This window comes from Corynebacterium falsenii, assembly GCF_020099275.1.
Taxonomy (GTDB): Bacteria; Actinomycetota; Actinomycetes; order Mycobacteriales; family Mycobacteriaceae; genus Corynebacterium; species Corynebacterium falsenii.
In genome coordinates, this window is the sequence record NZ_CP083646.1 from 951047 (window position 1) to 976684 (window position 25638).

At 61.6% G+C, this 25638-nt stretch carries 21 protein-coding genes and 5 tRNA genes; 18 read left to right on the top strand and 8 right to left on the bottom strand.

The features are described 5' to 3' along the window. Positions 1-31: 31 nt before the first annotated feature. Complete coding sequence (locus tag LA343_RS04205; protein ID WP_025402114.1) at positions 32-802, bottom strand: heme-binding beta-barrel domain-containing protein; 771 nt, start codon at positions 800-802, stop codon at positions 32-34. 11 nt (positions 803-813) lie between these two features. Further along, entirely contained in the window at positions 814-1629 is an 816-nt protein-coding gene (locus LA343_RS04210) for an LmeA family phospholipid-binding protein (RefSeq protein WP_025402115.1), read from the bottom strand. 331 nt (positions 1630-1960) lie between these two features. On the opposite strand from LA343_RS04210, the gene LA343_RS04215 reads away from it, so the two are divergent. The 7 genes from LA343_RS04215 to LA343_RS04245 all read left to right on the top strand — a co-directional run bounded on the left by LA343_RS04215 (position 1961) and on the right by LA343_RS04245 (position 9100). Then, positions 1961-2653: a response regulator transcription factor gene (locus LA343_RS04215; protein WP_025402116.1), complete on the top strand. Its 693-nt coding sequence runs from the start codon at positions 1961-1963 to the stop codon at positions 2651-2653. A 48-nt stretch (positions 2654-2701) separates the two neighbouring features. Next, complete coding sequence (mshD, locus tag LA343_RS04220; protein ID WP_025402117.1) at positions 2702-3730, top strand: mycothiol synthase; 1029 nt, start codon at positions 2702-2704, stop codon at positions 3728-3730. 300 nt (positions 3731-4030) lie between these two features. Continuing rightward, positions 4031-5140, top strand: coding sequence for a phosphate ABC transporter substrate-binding protein PstS (gene pstS, locus LA343_RS04225; protein WP_025402118.1), 1110 nt, complete (start codon positions 4031-4033; stop codon positions 5138-5140). A 148-nt stretch (positions 5141-5288) separates the two neighbouring features. Further along, on the top strand, positions 5289-6344 hold the full coding sequence (pstC, locus tag LA343_RS04230) for a phosphate ABC transporter permease subunit PstC (RefSeq protein ID WP_025402119.1): 1056 nt from the start codon (positions 5289-5291) through the stop codon (positions 6342-6344). A gap of 13 nt (positions 6345-6357) precedes the next feature. Beyond that, the gene (pstA, locus tag LA343_RS04235) at positions 6358-7269 is read left to right on the top strand and encodes a phosphate ABC transporter permease PstA (protein WP_025402120.1); all 912 of its coding nucleotides are present in this window, start codon (positions 6358-6360) and stop codon (positions 7267-7269) included. Between the two features lie 94 nt (positions 7270-7363). Continuing rightward, positions 7364-8140, top strand: a complete 777-nt coding sequence (gene pstB / locus LA343_RS04240) for a phosphate ABC transporter ATP-binding protein PstB (protein ID WP_025402121.1) — start codon at positions 7364-7366, stop codon at positions 8138-8140. Between the two features lie 348 nt (positions 8141-8488). Next, entirely contained in the window at positions 8489-9100 is a 612-nt protein-coding gene (locus tag LA343_RS04245; RefSeq protein ID WP_025402122.1) for a gluconokinase, read from the top strand. Between the two features lie 31 nt (positions 9101-9131). On the opposite strand, the gene phoU is transcribed toward LA343_RS04245, so the two are convergent. Next, entirely contained in the window at positions 9132-9869 is a 738-nt protein-coding gene (gene phoU, locus LA343_RS04250; RefSeq protein WP_025402123.1) for a phosphate signaling complex protein PhoU, read from the bottom strand. Between the two features lie 191 nt (positions 9870-10060). Beyond that, positions 10061-11218, bottom strand: a complete 1158-nt coding sequence (gene dusB / locus LA343_RS04255; protein WP_025402124.1) for a tRNA dihydrouridine synthase DusB — start codon at positions 11216-11218, stop codon at positions 10061-10063. 276 nt (positions 11219-11494) lie between these two features. Here dusB and LA343_RS04260 point away from each other — a divergent pair, with 276 nt between their 5' ends. The 6 genes from LA343_RS04260 to LA343_RS04285 all read left to right on the top strand — a co-directional run bounded on the left by LA343_RS04260 (position 11495) and on the right by LA343_RS04285 (position 14472). Next, on the top strand, positions 11495-13006 hold the full coding sequence (locus LA343_RS04260) for a succinyl-CoA:acetate CoA-transferase ScpC (RefSeq protein ID WP_025402125.1): 1512 nt from the start codon (positions 11495-11497) through the stop codon (positions 13004-13006). A 177-nt stretch (positions 13007-13183) separates the two neighbouring features. Continuing rightward, a tRNA-Lys gene (locus tag LA343_RS04265) sits at positions 13184-13256 on the top strand. A 426-nt stretch (positions 13257-13682) separates the two neighbouring features. Then, positions 13683-13755 (top strand) — tRNA-Glu (locus tag LA343_RS04270). 1 nt (position 13756) lies between these two features. Continuing rightward, a tRNA-Asp gene (locus tag LA343_RS04275) sits at positions 13757-13833 on the top strand. A gap of 453 nt (positions 13834-14286) precedes the next feature. Continuing rightward, positions 14287-14360, top strand: a tRNA-Asp gene (locus LA343_RS04280). 39 nt (positions 14361-14399) lie between these two features. Further along, a tRNA-Phe gene (locus LA343_RS04285) sits at positions 14400-14472 on the top strand. Between the two features lie 231 nt (positions 14473-14703). On the opposite strand, the gene LA343_RS04290 is transcribed toward LA343_RS04285, so the two are convergent. Beyond that, complete coding sequence (locus LA343_RS04290) at positions 14704-16593, bottom strand: HNH endonuclease signature motif containing protein (protein WP_081737267.1); 1890 nt, start codon at positions 16591-16593, stop codon at positions 14704-14706. Positions 16594-17136: 543 nt separating this feature from the next. Between LA343_RS04290 and LA343_RS04295 the strand changes: the two genes are divergently transcribed. Beyond that, positions 17137-17421, top strand: coding sequence for a GNAT family N-acetyltransferase (locus LA343_RS04295; RefSeq protein ID WP_025402127.1), 285 nt, complete (start codon positions 17137-17139; stop codon positions 17419-17421). Between the two features lie 80 nt (positions 17422-17501). Here the strand turns inward: LA343_RS04295 and epsC are convergent, their stop codons facing one another. The 3 genes from epsC to LA343_RS04310 form a co-directional block, all read right to left on the bottom strand. Continuing rightward, complete coding sequence (gene epsC, locus LA343_RS04300; RefSeq protein WP_025402128.1) at positions 17502-18086, bottom strand: serine O-acetyltransferase EpsC; 585 nt, start codon at positions 18084-18086, stop codon at positions 17502-17504. 336 nt (positions 18087-18422) lie between these two features. Then, on the bottom strand, positions 18423-19358 hold the full coding sequence (gene cysK / locus LA343_RS04305) for a cysteine synthase A (protein WP_025402129.1): 936 nt from the start codon (positions 19356-19358) through the stop codon (positions 18423-18425). Between the two features lie 271 nt (positions 19359-19629). Beyond that, on the bottom strand, positions 19630-21006 hold the full coding sequence (locus tag LA343_RS04310; protein WP_025402130.1) for a lipase family protein: 1377 nt from the start codon (positions 21004-21006) through the stop codon (positions 19630-19632). Between the two features lie 198 nt (positions 21007-21204). Here LA343_RS04310 and LA343_RS04315 point away from each other — a divergent pair, with 198 nt between their 5' ends. The 4 genes from LA343_RS04315 (at position 21205) to murA (ending at position 25160) form a co-directional block, all read left to right on the top strand. Then, positions 21205-21990, top strand: a complete 786-nt coding sequence (locus tag LA343_RS04315) for an enoyl-CoA hydratase-related protein (RefSeq protein ID WP_025402131.1) — start codon at positions 21205-21207, stop codon at positions 21988-21990. A gap of 48 nt (positions 21991-22038) precedes the next feature. Continuing rightward, positions 22039-22617, top strand: a complete 579-nt coding sequence (locus tag LA343_RS04320) for a DUF2505 family protein (RefSeq protein ID WP_025402132.1) — start codon at positions 22039-22041, stop codon at positions 22615-22617. 337 nt (positions 22618-22954) lie between these two features. Beyond that, positions 22955-23812: an acetate metabolism transcriptional regulator RamA gene (gene ramA, locus LA343_RS04325; protein WP_025402133.1), complete on the top strand. Its 858-nt coding sequence runs from the start codon at positions 22955-22957 to the stop codon at positions 23810-23812. Positions 23813-23903: 91 nt separating this feature from the next. Beyond that, positions 23904-25160 carry a UDP-N-acetylglucosamine 1-carboxyvinyltransferase gene (gene murA / locus LA343_RS04330; RefSeq protein WP_025402134.1) on the top strand — a complete coding sequence of 419 codons (1257 nt, stop codon included), beginning with the start codon at positions 23904-23906 and terminating at the stop codon, positions 25158-25160. Positions 25161-25638: the final 478 nt, after the last annotated feature.

Genomic DNA, 25638 nt, shown 5'->3' on the forward strand with positions numbered 1-25638 from the left:
GAGCAGGCTAGCGTGAGGGTCCAAGTGCTTGCTAGCCGACGACGCGGGCGAGCTGCGCGGACATCCACGGCACCATCTCACCATCGATGAGGCGCTCGTCCACCCAGCCCAGATCGTTGTTGGGCATGAGGCCGTAGAGGCGCTTGCCGGGGCCCAGCTTCGTGGGGCCGGTGGCGGTGGCCATCGTGGAGGCGCTCTCCAGCTGCCAAGCACGCTCGGAGATGGGCTCGCCGTACATGATCTCCACCATGCCGTCCGAGTGGGTGATGATCATTTCAATCTCGTCGGATTCGCTGATGCGCAGGAACCCGGACTCGCGGCGGTCGGGGGTGTTCAACGGCTTGCCGTCATCATCCATGCGCCAGGTGCGGGAATCATAGCTCAGGCGGTTCTCACCGTCGTGGGCGAAGATAATTTGCTGACCGAACGTGAATTCCTCCTCGCCGGGGTGCGCAGCCTGGCCCTGGCCGCGCCACACGCCCACGAGGGGCAGAAGGGCGAGTAGGCCATCGTGCAGGTTCGGGCCCTTGCGGAGGTTCGCCGTGTCATCGGGGATGGGGAGGTCGCCAAATGCAGGCAGGTTCTTGTCGCTGGTGGACTTGGCCCGCTCGGCCGCGCGGTCGACGGCCACGTTGGGGTCGAGCTTCTGGCCGGCACCCTGCTGAGGTTGCTGTGCTTGCTGGGGCTGCTGAGACTCCTGGCCCTGCTGGTTCTCTGGGGAGCTGGGGCTGGTGGCGTCGGCGGTGGTGTTCTTGGTGTCGTTGCTGTTGTTGGCGTTGTTATTGTCTTTGTTGTCGCTCATAACACCCCAGCCTATAGGCCTGGGCGATCTTCTTCACGAAGCGGTTGAGCGGTCGGTGTGAGATCAGTGATGCTTACCCGGGTGTAGAACTGCTCGGACTCCACGAACATGGAACCACCGGCCACGTACACGCGCACTGGGTTGTTGGGCAGCGGGAGATCGTCGCCTTTCAACGTGAGGGAAAAAGTCTTCTTGATGGAGTGCGCGATGTCCGCGGGGAGCTTGTCTTCGCTCACCAACTTTGCGTGCTCGCTGCGGTCCGTGGGACCCTTGAGGATGCGGGTGGGGGAGAGGATAACGTTGCCGTCTTTGACGCGCAGCTTCATCTCCACGGTGGCGGGCTTGGAGAAACCATCGGGCGTGCCCTCGAAGATGGACTCGGTTTCCCAACCGCCACGAGGGGAGATGTCATCCTTGTTCTGGATGAGCAGCTCATTGATGTGCATCCGGTTGCCGAGCAGCACACCATCGAGCTGCAGCCGGGTGAACACCTTGCGCGCTGGGGCGTCGGTGATGTCGCCTTGGAATACGTCCTTGGCGGAGACGGTCACGTACTGCGCGGACGTGTAGACGCTCATGAGGCCATAACCGGGCACGTTAACGTCCGTGGCGTTGACTGTGACCGCTTGCATCTCATGGGTGAAGATCGCGGCGGTGTAGGGGAATCCGGCCACCTGCACTCTGGGAGGAGTCGCCAGGTTGGAGTGCTGGTAGATATTCTGCGAGATGCGGTGCTCGGCGCGTGCGGCCACTAGGCTGTCGGCGACGAGGGCGATAAAGAATAGGACAACCAGCGCGATGCTGCCGCGTACGGCAAACTTCTTCATGCGGCCTCCGTGTCCTTCGTCGCTTGCGGTTTCCCTTGGTTTGTCCCTTGGTTTTTCCCGTGGGGATTCACTGGGGTCGTTACTCCTCATTCTTACCGCACGTGCCGCCCGTTTCTGTACTCGATAAGTCATTGGGTAATGTGCTGAATGTCGCGATAGACAGATCGGTGCAGTGCAAATGGGCGCAAAACTGCCCCGCAATGCCCACTCTCCGCTGAGCATTGACTAACGTTGATTGCTATAGATATGACGGTAGACACGTCTACTCGACGGTCGGACACGATCTAAGTCACAGATATCGCGTTAAGAAAACACGTTAAGGAGGCCCGGCATGAAGGTTTCAGTCCTTTCTGACGCCTCTGATGTGGGGGATGTCGTTGGGGCGCTGGGGTTGCTCAACCACGAGGTTGACTTGCTGCCTCCTCTTGCAAAGTCCGTGCGAGAGCTCGTGCATTCGGATCTAGTCATCATAGATGTGACGGGTTCAAACCTGCTGGGTGCCCGCGATTACTGCCGTGCTGTGGCTGCGGCGCACCCCACGCTGCCCGTCGCAGTGGCGATTGCCGAGGCGAGCCTCATCGCCATCGACGGCTCGTGGGCCGTGGACGATTTCCTGCTTCCCAGCGTGTCGCCGGTGGAGCTCGATGCCCGCATCCGCCTGCTCAAGTCCCGCCGCCCCGTTCCGGTCGATCAGGCCGACGATTCTCAGGTCGCGGCGATCGGCGACCTCATTGTCGATGAGCTCACGTATGTTGCCCGGGTGGGTGGTCAGCCGCTCGACCTCACCTACAAGGAGTTTGAGCTCCTGCACTTTTTGGTGAAGAACGCTGGACGGGTGTTTAGCCGTGAACAGTTGCTGCAGGATGTGTGGGGTTATGACTACTTCGGTGGCGCCCGCACTGTGGACGTGCATGTCCGCCGCCTGCGCGCCAAGCTGGGCCACGAGCATGAGCAGCTGATCGCTACGGTGCGTAACGTGGGCTACAAGGCAATTTCGCCGGAGGAATTCGAATCCGGCGAATAATCCGTTAAATTTCGCCCCAAACCTCTCGCGATGGTGGAAGATCAAATAATGAGTATTTCCGTGAAGACGTACACCGACCTACCTGACCATGCTGGGGTGGTGGATCAGGTTCTGGAACTACTAGACGACGTCCGCGAGCACGACGGGGTCGAGGCCTTTAGCGAGGCATTTGTGCGCGGCATTCGCCAGGATCGCGGCCATGAGCACGCGGTTGCATTCGAGGGCGATCAGGTGGTGGGGGTGGTCGGAATCGACCCAGACCGCGTGGTTGAGATCGCTGTTCTTCCTTCTCGACGCCACAATGGCGTCGCCACCAAACTCTTCGACGCGATGGCACGTGACCTCGGGATCACGGGCTGCATCGACGTGTGGGCACATGGCGACGGGGCGGGAGCCCAGCGATTCGTAGAGACCCTGGATGCCCGCCGTTGCCGTGAGTTGCTGAAGATGGCTGTGAAGTGTGCACCGGGCAGCGAGCGCGCACAGTCCTTCACTAAGGGGGATGAGGACGCGCGAAAGAAGGCCGAGGAGCAGGGGATCGAGGTGCTGACGTACACCGAGTCGGTCGAGCGCTTCGGCGAGGAGGCGACCGACGAAGAGTGGGTCCGCGTGAACAACGAGGCGTTTGCGTGGCACCCGGAGCAGGGCGGGTTGAGCATTGAGCAGCTGCATGAGGCGCGCGATACCAAGTGGTTCGACCCGGATGGGGTGTGGATGCTGTGGCAGTTCGATGAGAACTGCAGTTACGAGCGCGTGGGCATCCAAGTGGATGGCGGCGAGTATCGCTGCGTGGGGTTCCACTGGACCAAGATTCCGGTCAGCGAGCGAGCTAAGGATGCGGGTGAACGGGCCGGCGAAGTGTACGTGGTGTGCTTGGCTGACGAGGCTCGCGGCCGGAAGCTCGGTGGTGCGATCACACTGATTGGCATGGGATCGCTTCTTCGTGATGGGGCCGGGGTCATCGAGTTGTACGTTGAGGGCGATAACGCGCCTGCGGTGGCAACGTACAAGCGGCTCGGTTTTGAGGTCGTTCATACGGACGTGGTGTACCGCGGTCAGCTGGGTGTGCAGCACTAGAGTCGCCAATTGGGTTAACAGAAAGTGAACTAGCGGCGCGCTGGCTCGTGACGGGGGTGCACAGATGGTGTAGTTGAAGGGTCATAAATCAGCGCTATTTCAGAATATTTTCAGGGTTCTACGTGGGAAAACAGGATCGTTAACCTTTTGTTCACCTTGTGCCCGCTTTGTGTCTACTGGCGGGTCTTAAGTTTAAGACCGATGCCAAGACGAGGGCCCGCAAGGGAACGCTCGATGGGTCACTCGATCTTGTGCGCGATCCACATTTACTGCACTTCTGATATTTCGGAGGAATACCCCGTGAAGTTCACCATGAAGCGCGGCAGCGCCGCAGCCGCCACCCTGATTGCCGGCAGCCTGGTTCTGACCGCTTGCTCCAACTCTGACAACAAGGGCTCCAGCTCCGACAGCGGATCCGACAGCAAGTACCAGATGGCTGACGTCACCGGCGAGCTGCGCGGTGAGGGCGCATCTTCTCAGCAGAACGCTATGGACAACGTTTTCGGTCCTGCCTTCTCCCAGTCCGGTTCCACCCTGGCCTACAACGCCACCGGCTCCGGCGCTGGCCAGACCCAGTTCATCGCCGGCCAGGTTGACTTCGCTGGTTCCGATTCCCCGCTGAAGGACAACCAGGTCGCAGACGCTAAGAAGCGCTGCCAGGGCAACGACGCATGGCACCTGCCGATGGTCATCGGCCCGGTTGCTGTTGCCTACAACCTCAACGGCGTGGACGACCTGACCCTGTCCACCAAGACCATCGCCAAGATCTTCAAGGGTGAGATCAAGGAGTGGAACGACCCGGCAATCGCAGCGGAGAACGAGGGCAAGCAGCTCCCCGCTGAGCCGATCAACGTTGTCTACCGTTCCGATGAGTCCGGTACTTCCGACAACTTCCAGAAGTTCCTCAAAGCTTCCTCCGACGGAGCATGGGACACTACTGGTAAGTCCTTCCCGACCGCAACCGGTTCCGGCGCCAACGGCTCCACCGGTGTTGCTGGCCAGGTTGCCGCAACCAACGGTGCAATCACCTACGTTGAGTCCGGCTTCACCAAGAACAACGACAAGATCAAGGTTGCCAAGATCGACTTCGGTGCAGGCCCGGTTGAGCTCAGCTCCGAGACTGTCAACAAGGCTCTGTCCGGCGTGAAGTTCAAGGGCGACGGCAACAACCTGGTTGTTGACTCCGAGGCTCTGTACGCCGAGCGCGGCGAGGGTCAGTACCCGCTGGTTCTGACTACCTACGAGATCGTCTGCTCCAAGGGCTACGACGAGAAGACCGCTGGTCTGGTGAAGAACTTCATGTACACCATCCTGGAGAACCAGAACGAAAGCCTGGCTGACCAGGGCTACATCCCGGTTGACGGCGAGTTCAAGTCCAAGCTGGAGAAGGCCGTCGAGGCTCTGCAGTAACCAGCGCTGATGTGACCTCGGCGCTGTCCTAGGGCACATTTGCGCAACCCCTGACCGTTTTATACGGCCGGGGGTTCTGGTGCGAAATGGCTACCAGAACGCGATTGCACAAAATTTTTTACTTCGAGTTATCCAGAGGATCTCACTCATGGCAAACGCCAACAAGACTGAGGTGGAGCGCGACCCTCAGCTCACTGCGGCTGAACGAACTCACGCGGACGTTCCCCACCAAACGAGCCAGAGGGCAGGCGGAAGCTCCGTCAAGCGTCCTGGCGACGTGATCTTCGAAGGTCTGGCCAAGACCTCATCCATCCTTATTACTGTCATCATCGCCCTCATCGGCCTGTTCCTCATCCTGCGAGCAGTGCCGGCTCTGGATCGGCTGCGCGACGGTCTGCTGAGCTTCTTCACCTACGGCGGCCGGTGGAACACCAGCTACAACACCAACGATGGTGGCTGGATGCAGTTCGGTATTCCGAACTTGTTCTTCACCACGGTTCTCGTCTCGCTCGTTGCCTTGGTGTTGGCTATGCCCGTTGCCCTGGGTGTTGCTGTGTTCCTCACCAACTACTGCCCGAAGTCCCTCGTGAAACCCCTCGGCTTCCTGGTCGACCTGCTGGCAGCGGTTCCTTCTATCGTGTTCGGTATCTGGGGTATCCAGGTGCTCGGCCCATCACTGGGCGGCTTCTACGAGTGGCTGATCAGTTGGGCGGGTAACTTCTTCCTCTTCAACTATCAGGTCGGTTCCTCGCCGGCCCTGTCCACCTCTCGAAACATCTTCACCGGTGGCATCGTGCTGGCGATCATGATTCTGCCCGTCATCGCGGCGACCGCCCGAGAGGTATTCGTCCAGACCCCCAAGGGACACGTCGAGGCAGCCCTGGCGCTGGGTGCAACCCGCTGGGAAGTTGTCCGCATGACGGTCCTCCCGTTCGGCTTCTCCGGCTACGTCTCCGGTGGCATGCTCGGCCTGGGCCGTGCACTCGGTGAGACCATGGCGCTGTACATGGTCATCGCCTCCGCCCCGAGCTTCCGCGGATCTCTCATGGACGGCGGTACGACCTTCGCTACCGCGATTGCTAACGCCGCTCCGGAGTTCAACGACAACCTCAAGGCCGGTGCGTACATTGCTGCGGGCTTGGTTCTGTTCCTTTTGACCTTCCTAGTCAACGCCGCAGCCCGTGCTGTTGTGGCAAAGAAGTAGGGGAGAAATACCAATGTCTCAAGCAGTAGCTACGAAGAACAACAAGCCGGACGCGCTCTTTAGCCACATCTCCGGTACCCGGAAGGCGAAGGACAAAATCGCCACCGTCATCATCTACCTGGCCATGGCTCTGGCGCTGGCTCCCCTGATCTGGGTTCTTGTCACCGTGATCAGCAAGGGCCTGCCGAGTATCCTCGACGCCACCTGGTGGGCCTACGACATGGCAGGCCAGCCCACCAACAAGCCCGGCGGTGGTATCGTCCACGCCATCATCGGTACCTTCATGCAGGTGCTGGTCACCTCCCTCATGTCGATCCCGATCGGCGTGTTTACCGCCATCTACCTCGTCGAATACTCCAAGGGCGGGTTCCTCGGACGGATTACCACGTTCATGGTCGACATCCTGACCGGTGTCCCCTCTATCGTCGCCGCCCTGTTCGTCTACGCGATGTGGATCACGATGTTCGGCTTCGATCGTTCCGGCTTCGCCGTGGCCCTCGCCCTGGTGCTGCTCATGGTCCCGATCATCGTCCGCAACACCGAGGAAATGCTGCGCATTGTTCCGATGGATCTCCGCGAGGCATCATACGCGCTCGGTGTGCCCAAGTGGAAGACCATCGTGAAGATCGTGCTTCCCACGGCTCTGTCCGGCATCGTCACCGGCATCATGCTGGCGGTGGCCCGCGTTATGGGCGAGTCCGCTCCGGTGCTGATCCTCGTGGGCTCCACCCCGATCGTCAACTGGGACGTGTTCGAGGGCAACCAGAACTCCCTGCCGTTGTTCATGTTGCAGATGTACCGCGCCGGTAACGATCCTTACGTGCTCGACCGACTCTGGGGCGCGGCTCTGACCCTGGTCATCCTCGTGGCCGCTCTGATGATCGGCGCACGCTTCGTATCCAAGCGATTCTCGGTCAAGGTGTAACCGGGTTTCCACCACCAACCACTTGACACACAACCCCAGGCGATGAACCAATACAGCTCCCATCGCCAGCCATTCTTCAAGGAGAATTACAACAATGGCTAAGCGCCTTGACCTCAATGACGTGGACATCTTCTACGGTGATTTCCACGCCGTGAAAAACGTTAACCTGCACATCCCGCCGAAGGCCGTGACCGCCTTCATCGGCCCGTCCGGCTGTGGCAAGTCCACGGTGCTGCGCACCCTGAACCGCATGCACGAGGTCATCCCGGGCGCCACCGTCACCGGTGAGATCCTCCTCGACGGTGAGAACATCTACGACCCCAAGGTGGACCCGGTATCCGTCCGTAACACCATCGGCATGGTGTTCCAGAAGGCTAACCCCTTCCCGACCATGTCCATCGAGGAAAACGTTGTTGCTGGACTGAAGCTGTCCGGCGAGAAGAACAGGAAGAAGCTCCGCGAAACGGCCGAGCGTGCCCTGCGCGGCGCGAACCTCTGGGAAGAGGTAAAGGACCGTCTCGACAAGCCGGGCGGCGGCCTGTCCGGTGGTCAGCAGCAGCGTCTGTGCATCGCCCGGGCGATCGCCGTTGAGCCCGAGGTGCTGCTCATGGACGAGCCTTGCTCCGCTCTGGACCCGATCTCGACCCTCGCCGTGGAGGACCTCATCCACGAGCTGAAGGAAGAGTTCACGATCGTCATCGTGACCCACAACATGCAGCAGGCGGCCCGCGTGTCCGACCAGACCGCATTCTTCTCCCTCGAGGCCACCGGCAAGCCCGGCAACCTCGTGGAGGTGGGCCCCACCAAGAAGATCTTCGAGAACCCCGAGAAGTCCGAGACCGAGGACTACATCTCCGGTCGCTTCGGATAAGCCCGCCCCCGTGCTCCATTGCCCGGTGCTCGCTCGTCGAGTACCGGGCTTTGCCATTCTCATAGACCCTCACCGTTCCTCACCGTTCCTCACCGTTCCTCACCGTTCCTCACCGTTCCTCACCGTTCCTCACCGTTCCTCACCGTTCCTCACCGTTCCTCACCGTCGCCCCGTGGGTCCCCGCTACTTCCACCGAGCCTCACCGACTCCCGGTCACACCCAGCGACCCCATGATGCTCTGGCTCGAGGTATTGGCAATCTCCCGCAGAGGCCCGCCGCCACAGGGCATACTGGAGACGTAAAGTCATCTCGAAGATTATCGAGGCTGGTGCGTAGGAGGTCATAGCCATGGACAGTCACGCTGAAGGTAACCCCCAGAGGACGGTGCACATCATCGTGATGGGCGTAAGCGGATGCGGTAAGACCACGCTTGCGCAGCGCATCTCCGAAAAGACCGGTTGGCCGCTGCAGGAAGCGGACGACCTGCACCCGAGCTCAACCATGGAGATCCTCAAGGACGGCAAGCTTCCCTCCGACGACGTGCGCAAAGCGTGGCTCCACAAGGTCCGCGCGTGGATCGAAGAGCAAGCTCAGCAGGGCAAAAACTCAGTGACTGCCTGCACGGCGCTGCGCCGCGAACACCGCGACATCCTCACCGGCGCGGCGGACAACGGCGGCGAACCTTCGCCCAATGGCACCGTATTCTTCGTCCACCTCTACGGCACCGAACCCGTCCTCGCCGAACGGATGGCCCAGCGTATTGGCACCGACTTGCCGAGGGAACTGTTGGCCGCTCAGCTCAACGATCTGCAGCGGCTCTTCCCCGATGAAAAGGGCATCCGGCTCGACGTGCGCCGCGACCCCGACGACCTGCTCGACGACGCTCTGAGCGCCGCGAAGTTTGCCCAGCGAGCTTACGGAGCTCCCGCTGGGTCGGATAGTTCCGGACCGGATAGTTAGCGCAGCCGCAGCAGCTTCAAACGTGGGTCAGTTAGCCGAACTCTCCGAAGTAACGCCGCTTGATCTCGTCGAACTGATGGTTCTGCTTGAGCTGCTCTTCCTCGGTCTGTTGCTGTTCAATGTAGTCCTCGGGGCGCATGCCCGTAACCATAAACACGACCCGCTGACCAATGCTCACCGCGTGGTCCGAGTAGCGCTCTAGGAACCGCGATAGCAGCGTAATGTCGACGGCTTCACGAACGGTGTACGGCCAGTCGCGCTGCGTGGTCAGCTGGAAAATGTGCTGGTGGATGTCATCCACGGCGTCGTCGTCGCGCACCAACCGCAAGGCCTTATCCGTATCGGCGCTGACGAGGATGTCCTTCACGTTCTGCGCCTCTCCCACACCCAACCGGGACATCTCGCTGATGTAGGGGCGCAGCTGCTCGGGCACAGCAATGTTTGGGTGGCGGCGCCGAGCCATCTTGGCCACGTGGACGGACAGCGCGGCCATGCGGGTCAAGTTACCCACGATGCGCTGGCCTGCCACGACCTGACGCAGATCACGAGCCACCGGTGCCTCGAGGGCGAGGAGCTCGAAGGCCGCGGTGTCCGCCTGCTCGCGAAGATCCTCGATGGCATCGATGCTGCCCACGATCCGCTCGGCCTCGGCCAAGTCCGCATGCAGTAGGGCGTGGGTTGCCGATTCCATGGACGTGCGCACGAAGTCCGCCATCAATAGCAGATCGTGGGTGAGTTGATTGAGTTGATCTCGATAAGCCGTGCGCATGCGTACCGATTTTAGCTGTGCTACACCTACCCCGCTACGCGAGCAGGCAAAAAAGACCGGAATTTCAGCGGATTTTTCTCGATCTCGCTAGCTTCCAACTACGCCCGTCCGCAGCTTCTTACTGCGCCCATCCGCGAATAGCTGGAGAAGCATCCTCACCTGCAACGACCCAATGTGACGCTTAAGTAGCCTTAGCCACCGCTGTGCATGATGTCCGCGCCCTCGGGCACGGTGTCATCCTCCGGATCGTCCAGCCATCCCTCGGGCAGAGCCACCTTCGCGGGGGAGCCCTGCCGCCCGCGGGCACCGTCCGCGTCCTCGGCCATCGCGGTGGAATCCCACACCGGTTCCAGCCTTTCACGCAGGTCGCTGAGGCTGTCGATCGTTGATAGAGCCCGCCTCAAGTCACCTCCTGCGGGGAAGCCACGCAGGTACCACGTCATGTGCTTGCGCAGGTCGCGGCAGGCCTTGCGCTCGCCGTCGTGTTCGGCGAGCAGCTCAGCGTGCCGCATGATGATCTGCGCAACTTCGCCGAACGTCGGCTCCTGTGGAATCGGCAGCCCCCGCAGGGCAGCAGATAGCTCGGCGAATAGCCACGGCCGGCCCAGGCAACCTCGTCCCACGACCACGCCGTCGCATCCAGTCTGCTCCATCATGGCCTGCGCATCCGTGGCCTTAAAGATGTCACCGTTACCCAGAACCGGCACGCGGCCATCCATGTGCTCCACAAGACGCGCGATATGGGACCAATCGGCCGAACCGGAATAGCGCTGCGCTGCAGTGCGCGCGTGCAGGGCCACGGCGGCCGCGCCCTCGTCGGCGGCGATGCGCCCGGCGTCGAGGTGGGTATGGTGCTCATCATCGATGCCCACGCGGAACTTCACCGTCACTGGAATGTCTGTGCCCTCGGTCGCCTTGACCGCCGCGGCCACGATGTTGCCGAACAGCCTGCGCTTATACGGCAGCGCCGATCCACCGCCGCGACGCGTTACCTTCGGCACCGGGCAACCGAAGTTCATGTCAATGTGATCGGCGAGGTTTTCGTCGACGATCATCTTCGCGGCTTCATACGTGTACTTCGGATCGGTGGTGTAGAGCTGCAAGCTGCGCGGATCCTCGTCTGGGGCGAACGTGGTCATGTGCAGGGTCTTCGGATTGCGCTCCACGAGGGCCCGCGCCGTTACCATCTCGCACACGTATAGGCCGGCGACCGATCCCATCCGCTCGCGCTCCTGCTCCCGGCAAAGGGTGCGGAACGCAACGTTGGTCACGCCCGCCATGGGGGCCAGCACCACCGGGGAGGACAGGTCGAGGGAACCGATGCTCAGGGCGGGGGCATCGGCGCTCATTGTCGCAGCATCAGTTTTAGTCGTCGTCACAGCCATAGTCACAGCGGCTATTTTCGCACCCAGCGGGGGTATGTGACAAAGCGGAGTCTGGTGGCGTCGAAAAGGAAAGAAGCAAAAATGGGGGAGTGACCCCGAGCACACCGAATCGGGATTCGGTAGGGTGGGGAAAGAAGCTGTGTGGCCCTAACCTGCGGTTTTGGTTGTAATTTCATAGGTTTCAGGCGCATGTCTGAGCTGGGCTCCAGCGGCACATTCATCTTTAGGAGGAAAACAACGATGTCTGAACGCATCGCCAACGAGTTCTACAAGTCCAAGGTCATGTCGGCCGACGAGGCTGCTCAGTTTGTCAACAACGGCGACAAGGTGGGTATGTCCGGATTCACGGGAGCTGGCTACCCGAAGGCCATGCCCACCGCCATCGCCAACAAGGCAAAGGCCGCTCACGAGCGCGGTGATGAGTTCGCCATCGACGTCTTCACGGGCGCCTCCACCGCACCCGACTGCGACGGCGTCTTGGCCGAGGCCGATGCAATCCGCTACCGCGCGCCTTACCAGTCCGACCCGGTGATGCGTAAGAAGATCAACGGCGCTGAGATGAAGTACCAGGACATCCACCTCTCCCACATGGGCCTGCAGGTGGAGCAGGGCTTCTTCGGCGACTTCCAGGTCGCCATCATCGAGGCCGTGCGCATCAACGAGGAAGGCAACATCATCCCTTCCTCCGCAGTCGGCAACAACGTTGAATACCTCAACGCCGCGGACAAGATCATCATCGAGGTCAACGAGTGGCAGTCCCTCGACCTCGAGGGCATGCACGACATCTACAGCGTGCCGAAGCTGCCGAACCGCACCCCCATCCCGATCAACCGCCCCGGCGACCGCATCGGCACCCCCTTCATCCCGGTGGATCAGAACAAGGTCGTCGCCGTGGTGAAGACCGACGCTCCGGACCGCAACGCACCGTTCAAGCCGATCGACGACACCTCCAAGAAGATCGCCGGGCACTTCCTGGACCTGCTCGAGGGCGAGGTCAAGGCCGGTCGCCTGAAGTACGACCAGTACATCATGCAGTCCGGCGTGGGCAACGTGCCCAACGCTGTGATGGCGGGACTGCTGGACTCGAAGTTCGAGAACATCCAGGCCTACACCGAGGTGATCCAGGACGGCATGCTGGACCTCATCGACGCCGGCAAGATGACCGTGGCTTCCGCAACCTCCTTCGCGCTGTCGCCTGACTACGCGGAGAAGATGAACGCTGAGGCTAAGCGCTACCGCGATCACATCATCCTGCGCCCGCAGCAGATCTCCAACCACCCCGAGGTTGTGCGCCGCACGGGCCTGATCGCCTCCAACGGCATGATCGAGGCGGACATCTACGGCAACGTGAACTCCACCAACGTCTCCGGTTCCCGCATCATGAACGGCATCGGCGGCTCCGGCGACTTCACCCGCAACGCCTACCTGTCCTCCTTCATCTCCCCGTCGATCGCGAAGGACGGCGCCATCTCCGCCATCGTGCCGTTCGCCTCGCACATCGACCACACGGAGCACGACGCCATGGTGATCATCACTGAGCACGGCTACGCCGACCTGCGTGGCCTGGCACCGCGCGACCGCGTGAAGAAGATGATCGCGATCGCTCACCCGGATTACCGTCCGCTGCTGGAGGAGTACTACGAGCGTGCCACCGCTGAGGGTCACTACATGCAGACCCCGCACGATCTGAAGACCGCCTTTGATTTCCACATCAACTTGGCGGAGAAGGGCTCCATGAAGGGCGACGCTTAGGAGTCGCCTATTCGCCGATGCGGCTGCTGTTGCTGCTGTTGCTGCTGTTGCGTTGATGCTGCCGCTGTTGCTGGCGTGGCTGCGGCGGTCCCCTGGAGCTGCGTAACCGTCTCTCTGCTGTGTGTGGAGGGGCGGTTTTCTTCCGGCTCCCTGTATTGGTTATGATTGTTCCTCGTTGGGCCTTTAGCTCAGTTGGTAGAGCTACGGACTTTTAATCCGCAGGTCGTGGGTTCGAGCCCCACAGGGCCCACAGTTTTCGGTTGGGATTCCCCGCCCCTCGGCGCGCGCCGGGATGGGCGGGGTTTTCCTGTGCTGTGGCCCTTTTTCTGTTCTTTGTTGTTGCTTTTCCTTTTCACTGTTTTTTCTCTGTCTTTTCTTTCGGCGCCACCCCACGGCTGCCTAGGCCAATGGGTGATCTGGGCTTGCAGTGGGGGAGCGCTGGGGACGGCAAGGAGATTGCAGGAGATTGCTGGAGTGGCTGGGGTGGCTGGGGTGGCTGGGGTGGTCGGGGATTTGCAGCGGAGGATCGCTGGGGACTTGCAGCGGAGGATCGCTGGGGACTTGCAGCGGAGGAGCGCTGGGGGATTGCTGCAGGTGGAATAGCGATTTGTAGGAATTGATTGACCTGTTTTAAACTAAGCGGGCTGCTAAACGCCGATGCGTGTTTAGTTTGTGGGCTCCCATCGTCTAGAGGCCTAGGACCCCGCCCTTTCACGGCGGTAACACGGGTTCGAATCCCGTTGGGAGTACGGCCCTGTGGCGCAGTTGGTTAGCGCGCCGCCCTGTCACGGCGGAGGTCGCGGGTTCAAGTCCCGTCAGGGTCGCCATTACGGCGAGAAGCGTGGTTGGTCGATAGATTGCTATCGATGGCCACGCTTCTTTTGTGTCTCGGCGGGCGGCGGCTCCTCTGGTGTTGGTTGATTTTTGGGGCGTTCTGATGTTGGTCAGTTCTGGGGTAGTCGAGTTTGGGATTGGTTGGCTCTAGGTCGGTTCTAGGTCGGTATCGAGCGTGTAGGTGCCGCGTCCTTGGCTGCGTACTGGTTGGGGGAGGGGCTCCTCCTAGCCTGCGTTAGATGATTCGTACACCTAGTTTCGTCTGGTTAGTTTTCGTCGGGCGCGAAGGTCGGTGAAGTGTAGAAATGGCTTGCGTGCTTGTCTGAGAAAGTAGACGACTTATCGGTCTTGGTATGCGCTACCTGTGGATTTGGATGAAGTGGCATGGACTGTGTAGAGTAACGTCTCGTGCACAAGCGATTCCCGTAAGGGAAATGCGTGCGTGTGGCCCTGTGGCGCAGTTGGTTAGCGCGCCGCCCTGTCACGGCGGAGGTCGCGGGTTCAAGTCCCGTCAGGGTCGCTTCGGAATCTCTTCAATCAGTGTTGAGCATGATTTCGAGGCCAGATAGCTCAGTCGGTAGAGCGTTCGCCTGAAAAGTGAAAGGTCGCCGGTTCGATCCCGGCTCTGGCCACGGTGAGACCCGCCGCGTGGAATGGATTCCCGCGGTGGGTTTTTCGTTTGCCTCTCTGGGGGAGCGGCGCGAAGTCGTTCAAGGATCGAATCTCCTTCTGCTCCTTGCTGGTTGGGGCTTGGCAGCTCGGCAGTGTGGTTGCGTCCGGATTCCGGATCGGCTCGGATTGGTTTGGTTCGGGTTTGAGGTCGGGTGGCGCTCGGTGCTGGGTTGCTGGGTGTCGGCGGTTGGTCATGATGCCCGATCACTGTGGCGTCGTGGGGGTTGTGGTGGGTCGAACAGTGCCTGGACCTCCGTGCTGCCCCAGGCCTGGTCCGGCACCTTGGCTCCGGGGGCTTGGCTGGCGGTGGTGGACGTATTCACCACAACCGTGTCACTCAACCGAGGATGCGGACGCGGGCGCACGCGCGTGCCCGACCCCGGGGGTTCGGTGGACGGTGACCCAGGCGGTGATGGATCGGTTCCTGTTGGGGTTGTTGGTGGTGGTGCCCCAGGCAGGTCCGGTAAGCCCTCATGAGTGTGGCGGGCTTCCCTCCAGCCGACGCGTCCGGAATCCGGATCAACCTCGGCATGGCCCATACCGGCACCACCATCATGCTGATCCCTATTCATCCGATGATGCGTCCGACACAACAACGTCAAATTATCAATGCTCGTGCGTCCCCCATGGGACCAGGCTGTGATGTGGTGGACATCGCAGTCCACCGCAGCCCGGTTACACCCCGGATACGCACAACACAGCTGCTCAGCCACGAGCATGAGCTTCTGCTCCACCGTGGCGTGCCGCTTCATCCGCGCGGCAGTGAGGGCGCGTCCGGAATCCGGATCGAGAACCACCCCCAGATCATGCTCAGCCAACCCCAACCGGAGAATATCGATCGGGTGCAGCCGGGCATTCGTGTTGGTGGGAAACCACACACTAGGTGCATTCAGTGATTCTCCGGACACCGGTAGTGGTGAGCCTGTGTCGGCATCGTTGGCACTCGCAGCACTGCCCGTGTTGGTAGCGGTGGCACAAGCTGCATCGGCGCCGGCATTAATGGAGCCAGGAGCACTACCCGTATCTGTGGGCAGCGTAGTGAGGTCTTTGGCGGACAGTGCCACCACCAAAGAGGCCAACCCCCGTGTGCGTGGGGCGGTGGCGGCGTCAGCATCCTCGGCCCAGGTTTCCAACATGGACATGAACACATCCGCCCTGCGTTGAGCCATGGTTCTACGGTCCTCGTCTGTGTTCACCCCACGGCTGCGGTCGAAGGCCGCTAGCCGTGCTGGGGACATCAGTGTTTCCAACAGCGCGTGCCCGGTGCGGGGGAGGACGGCGGTGAGGCGGATGTTGCCGTGGGTGTCGGCGGGTGACCAGACGAGTTTGCGTGCCCGGTAGTCAGCGGTGGGATCCACCACAGTGCTATTCAACGTGCGGACTTGGGTGCGCAGGTGGAGTTTCAGGTCGTCGACGGTGGTGGTGGTTGCCATGGTGGTGGCGTTGTCGAGCAGGATGTGGTGATGCTCGTGGTGCAGGCTGGGGTGGAGGTGTTCGAGTTCGCGGTTGATCTCCGCCAGTTTCGCATCAGAGAGCTTGCGGGCTTGTTTCCGTGCCTGTGCTTGGGCGGCGAGGTGGGCTTGGTGGGCCTCGTGTGCCCGGCGGCGTTCGGCGAGTTGGTCGGCACGGTTCTGGGCATCGTCGGTGTCACCGTTGTCGCCCGGGTCTTCAGCGGTGCTGTCGCTGGCATCCCCGTCGCCGTCATCTTTGGGTGGTTCGGGTGGTTTGTACAGGCTTATCCCGAGGTTGATCCACTGACGGGCTTGGTATTCGGAGGTGTCCAACAACCTAGCGAGGTAGGTCGAGGTTCGTGTCGTGCCCGCCTCGCGGGAGACTCCCGCTTCGTGGGCGGCGTAAGCGAATGCGGCGTAGAGGGTGTCGGTGTGGCTGATGGTTTTCAACAGTCGGATGATGTCGGTGCGGTGGGTGTGGAACAACTCGGCGGTGGGGGTGGTGAGGATGTCGGTGACCGCTGTCATGGATGCTTCGATGACATCAACATGAGTAGTTAAGTCGCTAGCGGTATCGTTTGTGTGTTCGTCTGTTCTGGTTGGCTCTGTGGTGTGTGGTGTGGTGGTCATGGTGACCTTCCCCCTGAATGATTCCCCTACTATGGTCTTGCTGTATCCGTGACACACCGGGAATAAACCCCGACATACCTGCTAAAAGCCAGCATGTCTGGATGTTGTTTGGTGTTTCCCCGTGGTGTGGCGTCCCCGTGTGGTGTTGTTGGTTTCTATAGTACAGGCGTGTGCGACCCCCGGCAAGGGGTTTCGGTAACATTTTCGAAAAATATCCGGTCGCTCTGTCTGGATGAGGGTGATGCGGGCACAGGCGATGCAGCGAGCGCCCAGAATGCCTGTGCAGGCACTACCTGCAACCACCCGAACCCAACCCAACGAACGGCAAGCTGGTGGCGTCGAACCAAAAAAGGGGGCTAACCCGCCGCTAAGCGCTATCAACCCCGATGAGCGCTACCCGGACCCGGCGAAGCGCTACAACAACCCCAACACACCCAACACCACACACCCGCCAAAGTTGTCATAATGGAGGAACGCGTCATCACGTCACTGCGCCGGACGCGGGGAAAGACCCCAGGCAGGCGCGAGAGGAGCACATTACTCATGAAGAAGGTCGTAAACGACGAGTCCAATTCCCGATTTGTCATCGAGGTCGACGGCAATGAGGCCGGTTTCGCCGAATACAAGAATGTCGGCGACGACGTCCGCGAGTTCCACCACACCGTCGTGAACCCCGACTACCGCGGGCAGGGCCTGTCCAAGCCGCTGATCATGGAGGCGCTGGAGTCCACTCGCGAAGCGGGTTACTCGGTGATCCCCACGTGCTCCGCCGTCGAGGGCTTCATTGAAAAGAACCCTGATTTCCAGGACATGGTTCATCAGGGTTAGTTCTCGAACGGTTTGTTACCGCTCGTCCCGCTAGCGGGAGGGTCGGCTGGGGGCGCCTATATTCGACGCCACAAGCCCGCCTAAATATTATTTTGCATATCGTCGACCCACTTGACAGCGTCGACTAGGGGAGTGTTCTGCTCCGGCTTGCGCGGGCGGATCTTTGCCGGGATGCCGGTGAGGATGGAGTGCGGCGGGGCGTCCTTGGTCACCACGGCATTCGCACCGATTGCAGAGCCCTCACCGATGGTGATGGGGCCCAGAACCTTCGCGCCGGCGCCGATCATCACGCCATTGCCGATGGTGGGGTGGCGCTTGCATTGAACGAGCTCCGAGCCGCCGAGGGTCACGCCGTGGTACAGCATCACGTCGTCGCCGATTTCCGCGGTTTCGCCAATCACCACGCCCATACCGTGATCAATGAAGAAGCGGCGGCCGATGGTTGCGCCGGGGTGGATCTCCACGCCGGTGAGCGCACGGGTCAGCTGCGACAGGATGCGGGCGGGGCCCTTCATTCCTCGGGTCCACAGTGCGTGCGCAACCCGGTGGGACCAGATCGCGTGGAGGCCGGAGTACACGATGGCGTTTTCTACGTCACCGCGGGCGGCCGGGTCGTGTTCCCGGGCGTTGGCGAGGTCTTCGCGGATTCTGCCGAGAATGCTCACAGTCTAGGGTCTTTCTGCAGTCGGGTACGTGGGTCTTTGGGGGTATTTACGGGTCTTTGCGGGTTTTGTGAGACTACGTGGGTGTTGCGCCGGTCTTCAGTCTCGTTGCTGATGCTCGAGCCAACGGCACTAAGACAACGACACCGAGACACCGGCACTGAGTCACCAACAGCTGTCGCTCTAACCACCTTAGCTACTTCAGCTACATCAGCCACACGGCCTCAGGTGAGGAGAACCCCGATGAGGCCTCCCAACCAAGCCACTACAGCTCAGCGTGCCTCATCGGGGTCTCCCATGCACATTCCATGCATGCTCCATGCAACGAAGGCTGGAAATCTAGTCGCGCAGGTCGTCGAACAGAACGGTGGACACGTAGCGCTCACCAAAGTCGCAGACGATAACGACGATGGTCTTGCCCTCGTTCTCCGGCTTCTTGGCCTCTTCCAGCGCAGCCCACACAGCAGCACCGGAGGAGATACCAGCCAGGATGCCTTCCTTGGCGGCCAGCTCGCGGGCGGTGGAGATGGCCTTGTCCAGCGGCACGTCGGTCACGCGATCCAGGATGTCCTTGTTGAGGTTCTCCGGGAAGAAGTTGGTGCCCAGGCCCTGGATCTTGTGGGGGCCGAAGCGGCCCTCGGTGAGCAGCGGGGAGTCGGCGGGCTCCACGCCCACGATCTCGACCTTGTCGGACTTCTCCTTGAGGTACTTGGATGCGCCGGAGACGGTGCCGCCGGTACCGATGCCGGAAACGAAGATGTCTACATCGCCATCGGTGTCTTCCCAGATCTCCGGGCCGGTGGTGTTGTAGTGGACCTCGGGGTTGGCCGGGTTGGAGAACTGGCGAGCCAGGATGGCGTTGTCAGTGGACTCAACGATTTCGTTGGCCTTGTCCACGGCGCCCTGCATTCCGCCTGCACCGGGGGTCAGGACCAGCTCGGCGCCCAGGGCACGGAGCATGATGCGACGCTCGTTGGACATGGTCTCGGGCATGGTCAGCACGACCTTGTAGCCCTTGGCTGCACCAACCATGGCCAGTGCGATGCCGGTGTTGCCGGAGGTAGCCTCCACGATGGTGCCACCGGGCTTGAGGGAGCCGTCCTTTTCAGCGGCCTCGATGATGGCCTTACCGATGCGGTCCTTGACGGAGTTGCCGGGGTTGGCGGATTCCAGCTTAAACAGCACGGTTGCGCCCAGGCCCTCGGTCAGCTTGCTGGCCTTCACGAGGGGAGTGTGGCCGACGAGGTCGGTGATGTTGTCGTAGATCTTTGCCACGATTGATCTTCCTTTCGGCACTCGCGTCGAGTGCAGACTGATCGGTCTATTTGTTGCCTGCGGCATAGCCTACACTCTTTTTCCCGACGCCACCACGAATCCCCAACACCACCTCATTCCGGGCCCTCGCGTCGTGTATGTCACACAGTGGTACAACGAGCGCAGCGCTCCATATCGCCGACAAAGCGATATGGAGCGCTGCATAAGTGTTACTACGCAGGGCAGTCCAGTGAGGCAGAGAAAACCCAGTGGGGCAGGACAGCCCAGGAAGTTAGAACTCCCCGCAGTTGGACGGCGCGGGCTCGCCCTTAAACCGGCTGACCATGTAGGCCAGCGAGGCAGGGGTCTCAGCCAGCATGGGGATCGCGTGGTTGAGGGCAGACTTCGGAAGCACCTCGGGTGTCTCGTCGGTGACGAACCACACCTTGCCACCCTGCTCGCAGTAGGACTTCGCCATGTCGCGCACCTGGCCGTAGGGGATCGTGTCATCGTGCCGACCTGCGACCACCATCATCGGGGCGTTGAGCGGGCGCTTGCCGATGCGCTGCTCTTCGATGATCTCGTGCAGCTCCGGCAGACGCTGAAGGAGCTCGCCGAAGGATTCGCCGGTCTTGGTCAGCGTGCGGGTGTCCGTCAGCCCCCACGTCACGGCCGAGTCGATGATGCACCGATCCTTCGTGGCCTCCAAGAATGCCTTGCCCTTGTCGTTGAAGTACTCGTCCTTGAGGTAGGCGAGATCGGGGCGACGCTCGAGGTAGCCATTGAGGGTGTACCCCAGCACGCCGGCAATGAGGTGGCTATCCACCGCGTTGACAACCTGGCTCAAGTCAGCGGGCACGGCACCCGCGTAGCTGCCCTTCATGTTCAGATCTGGGGCGTACTCACCGGCGAGCTCCGCGCCGGCTGCAGAGGCACCGCCACCCTGGGAGTACCCGTACAACCCAACGGGCGAATCGGCTGGCACGCCGGCGGCGGCGAGGCCGGCCCTGGCGGCGTCGAGAATAGCGTGAGCCTGTTCCGCGCGGTTCATGTACGTGTGCATGCCCGGGGTGCCCAAGCCGATCAGGTCGGCGGAGACAACGCGCATGCCCAACGCCGAGGCGAGGTACATCGTGGGCAACTCGTAATTGATATTGATGGCGCCGTTGCGAAGATCCGCGTTCGCGACCAAGCCTGCAGCGCGGGAAGGAGCGCACACATCAGCCTGGCCGCGGGTGCCCGGTGCGAATACCAAGGTGGGCACCGGCCCCGGGCCCTGCCACGGATTGACGGGCTCGATGACATAACCGCTGGCCGTGATGGGCTTATCGTCCTGCGTGCGGGTGCTGTACAGGATCTTCGTCGCCTGCCCTGGACCGGGCGCGCCCGTGACGTCCAGCGCGTGGGGAGCCGGCTGAGTGCGGATCACCGTGCCCGGCTGCGAGGGGATCTCGGCCGGGGTGGCGTAGAAGGGATCTTCCGGGTTGAAACTGCTGCCCGGCGTGCCCGTGTGGATCGAAGAACCCGGCACCAGCGGCACCGGCTCGGACGACAGCGTGGATCCTTCAGTCTGCGCTGCTGCCATCGGAGCGGTCACAGCCGACGTTGCGAGCGCGATCGAGGACGCGATGGATACGAAACCTGCGATGAAACGTCTTTTTTTGTTCACAAATCGAAAGCTAGCAGTGTGCTGCGGGCGACGTGATGCTTTTTGCAGAACTTCGTGCGAAACCGCCAAGCGCCAGCTTCCAGCCAGCACCTCCCCGCATGCGCACAACTGCCATCCCCCGAGCTGGGTGCCGGGGCGGGGGAGGAGCTGGTGGCGTCGAGACGAAAAGGCCCACCCCGCACTGCGGATTTTGCAACAATGGCAACCATGAGCACCTACGAGACCATTGAAACGTCCGTCAAGAACAACGTGGCAACCATCATCCTCAACCGGCCGAAGGCGCTCAACGCGCTCAATAGCCAGGTGCTGAAGGATGTGGTCGATGCCGCCACCGGCTTCGATAAGGACGGCGAGATCGGCGCGATCGTCATCACCGGCAGCGAAAAGGCCTTCGCCGCCGGCGCGGACATCAAAGAAATGAAGGAAGAGACCTACCCCGAGGTCGCGGAGAAGCGCATGTTCGCTGAATGGGAGACCATCGCGCAGCTCAGCACCCCGATTATCACCGCAGTCTCCGGCTTCGCCCTCGGCGGCGGCTGCGAGGTCGCAATGCTCGGAGACATCCTCTTGGCCAGCGAAACCGCCAAGTTCGGCCAGCCGGAGATCACCCTGGGCATCATCCCCGGCATGGGCGGCACCCAGCGCCTCACCCGCGCGGTCGGTAAGTACAAGGCCATGGACCTCATCCTCACCGGTCGCATGATGGACGCTGAGGAAGCCGAGCGCGCCGGGCTCGTATCCCGCATTCTGCCTGCCGAAGGCTTCTTCGACGAGGTGCAGAAGGTCGCGGAGAAGGTCGCCGGCATGTCCCATGTGGCCACCGCAGCGGCCACCGCCATGGTTGATGAGGCCTACCAAACCACCCTCACCGACGGCGTGGAGGCGGAGCGCCAGCAATTCTGGAAGCTCTTCGACACCGAAGATCAGACCGAGGGCATGACCGCGTTCGTGGAAAAGCGCAAGCCAGAGTGGAAGAACCGCTAACGGCTGCTCACCGCGCCAAGTGGAGTGAGTCATGGCACAATAATGCCCATGGCAAAGACTAAGGAATTCTCCAGCAGTGTGGACCTGCCCATCGAGCGGGTCCATCAGATTGTGACCTCCGAGCAGTACCTCACCACCACCGACGAGATGATTACCGAGTCCACCGTTGAGATCCTGCACGCGGAGCGTCAGGTGGGGGATGACGGCGAAGTCCGCGCCCTAGTCACTGTGACATCGGCGACGCCACAAGATAGCGACACCCCGACGGAGGAGAAGGAGCACCAGCCCGAGAGCCTCCTCAACGAAGATCCGCACGAGCCCACCGGTGACGGTGACAGCAACGGGCTGGAAACCACCCAGGCGACCATCGTGAGCGCGCCCGATGCGGATGGTTCCTTCCGCATGATCTCCGATACTCCGCTGCCCAACGGGATGGGCGAGATGTCCACCACTTTCAGCTTCGTCCCGGCCGGACCGAGCGAGACCACCGTCAACGTCCAGGCTATGGCGAACGTGAAGATCCCGATCGTCGGCGGCAAGCTGGCGAAGAAGCTGCTGGAGAGCTCCGAGCAGACCGTGGAAAACGGGCTGGAGCGGGTGCGCCGCCTCGACCAGGTGCAGAGCTAGCAGACAGAGCTAGCCGGGAGCGCTAGCCGGGCCGGGCTCTAGGAGCCCGCGCTACGAACCGCAAGATGAACAGCGTTTCACGTTTAGGCGGGGGCAATTTTGGGGGTAATTAGGGTCTGTTCTATACTCAACCCAGACATGACGTCAGGTTGAGAATAGACCCCCGAGGTGAGGGTTCCGGTACCTGCCGGAGCTTCACATCGAGAACCGTTTTCCCAGCTCGCGGCCGCTTTACAGTAGCCAGGGCACTGCTAGATGGGCGAACCCTTCCCGAGGCCTTACTGGGGGAGACCAATTCTCCGGGCATCCCCGGGGACCCTTCTTGAGGAGTGAGCACGTGGACCAACAGCGGCAACGCGAGGACGAAGACGTCATCATTTCTGCCCTCAATTCTTTAAAGAATGCCACTGGAATCCCGGTCACCATGTACGGCACGTGCATGGACGATGGGAAGCTGCACATCAACAAATGGGTGGGACTGCGCACTCCCGCTCTCTACAACCTGGAGATCAACGCCGGCGCGGGTGTCGGCGGCCGGGTGATGACCACGCGCCGCCCCGTGGGCGTATCCGACTACACCCGTACGAAGTACATCACCCACGAGTTCGACCGCCAGGTGCGCGACGAAGGGCTGCACTCCATCGTGGCCGTGCCGGTGATCGTGTCGCGGGAAATGAAGGGGGTCCTGTACGGCGGGGTGCACTCCCGCGCCCGCATGGGGGACAAGGTGTTGGAAGAGGTCACCATGACCGCTCGCTGCCTCGAGCAGGAACTCGCGGTCAACGACGCCCTGCGTAAGAGCGACGGTGGCCGCGCCGCCGCTGCCGCATCACCCAACCCGAAGCAGGTCCGCACGATGTCTGGCGCGGAGTGGGAGCAGGTCCGTGCTACTCACAGCAAGCTGCGCATGCTGGCTAACCGCGTGGATGATGACACTCTCCGCCGCGACCTCGAGGTCCTCTGCGATCAGATGGTCTCCCCGGTTCGGGTGAAGCAAACCACGAAGCTCTCCGCACGCGAGCTGGACGTTCTCGCCTGCGTGGCCCTGGGGCACACCAATGTGGAAGCCGCCGCCGAGATGGGCATTGGTGCGGAGACGGTGAAGAGCTACCTGCGCTCGGTCATGCGCAAGCTCGGGGCGCACACCCGTTACGAAGCCGTCAACGCTGCGCGCCGCATCGGAGCCCTGCCCTGATCTGCTCTGCCCTGTTCCGCCCTGCCCTGATCCTCGGGTCTAGTGCGACCCAACTGAGACAACCCCGGCCTTTTTCTCTAGGCTGGTGCCTGTGAAAGACACCTTTGTAGTTACTGGAGGAGCCCGCCTCTCCGGCGCCGTCAAGGTATCCGGCGCCAAGAACAGCGTGCTCAAGCTCATGTCCGCCGCACTGTTGGCAGAAGGCACCACCACGCTGACCAACTGCCCGCAGATCGCAGACGTTCCCTACATGGCCGATGTTCTGCGCGGGCTCGGCTGCGACGTGGAGCTCGATGGCTCCACCGTCCACATCACCACGCCAGCCGTCGTGGAGTACAACGCGGATTTCGATGCCGTCCGTCAGTTCCGCGCTTCGGTGGCCGTGCTGGGCCCCCTGACCGCTCGCCGGCTCAAGGCCCGCGTGGCCCTGCCCGGCGGCGATGCTATCGGCTCCCGCCCGCTCGACATGCATCAATCTGGCTTGGAGAAGCTCGGCGCCCGCACGCACATCGAACACGGCTGCGTGGTCGCGGAAGCCGATGAGCTGCATGGAGCCACGATCAAGCTGGACTTCCCGTCGGTGGGTGCAACGGAAAACATCCTGACGGCGTCGGTCCTCGCCGAAGGCACAACCGTGCTGGACAACGCCGCCCGCGAACCCGAGATCGTCGACTTGTGCATGATGCTCACCGAGATGGGCGCGAAGATCGAGGGCGCCGGGTCGAACACCATCACTGTTGAGGGCGTGAAGTCGCTGCGCCCCACGCAGCACGAGGTGGTCGGTGACCGCATCGTTGCAGGTACGTGGGCGTATGCGGCGGCGATGACCCAGGGTGACATCACAGTGGGCGGCATCAACCCGCAGCACCTGCACTTCGTGCTGGAGAAGCTGAAGCTGGCGGGTGCGCAGGTGGAGACGTACCCGACGGGCTTCCGCGTGGTGCAAAACACCCCGCCGGTGGCCGTTGATTACCAGACGTTGCCGTTCCCCGGCTTCCCCACGGATCTGCAGCCCATGGCCATTGCGCTGTGCACGGTGAGCCAGGGGTTGAGCGTGATCACGGAGAACATTTTCGAATCGCGGTTCCGCTTCGTCGACGAGATGATGCGCCTTGGCGCCGATGCCTCCATTGACGGTCACCATGTGGTGATCCGCGGTGGGCGCACGTTATCGTCTGCGCCGGTGTGGAGCTCCGACATTCGCGCCGGTGCGGGCCTAGTGCTCGCTGGCCTGGTCGCCGAGGGGGAGACGGTGGTGCACGACGTCTACCACATCGACCGTGGCTACCCGGATTTCCCGGAGCAGCTCAATGCGCTGGGTGCGCACGTGGAGCGCCGCTCCGAGTAGCTGGCCTTCGGGGTGGCCGTTCCGTTTTGGTTGGTGGTTCGGCTTCTTTGTGGTTCGACGCCATCATGGTGTGTGGTTGTTGGGTGGTGTTTGTGGGGCGTGAGCTGGGGATTTGTGTGTTGGTGGTGGGGTGTGTAGATTTATTCGAGTCAGCGCGACCGACACCGCGACCGTGACCACAATAGTTACCGAGATTGTTCTTGGGTGATGTGGTGGGTGTGCGGCAGGACAACGGCCCTGACGGTTTCCATTGAAGTAGCAGTGGTGTTCACCGAGTGTTTACATCCTGTTCGCCACGGATTTGCTTTGTAGCGTGTGGTTGGTATAAGCTCGGATTCCTGTCACGATGAGCTCCACATCTTGTGGGTGTGGGTGGTTTGTTGTGTGCGTAAGTTGTTTGAGAACTCAATAGTGTGATGAACCAAGTGCAGTGCATGATGGCATGTTTTGTGTTGTTGTGTGCTGTTGAATGATTATT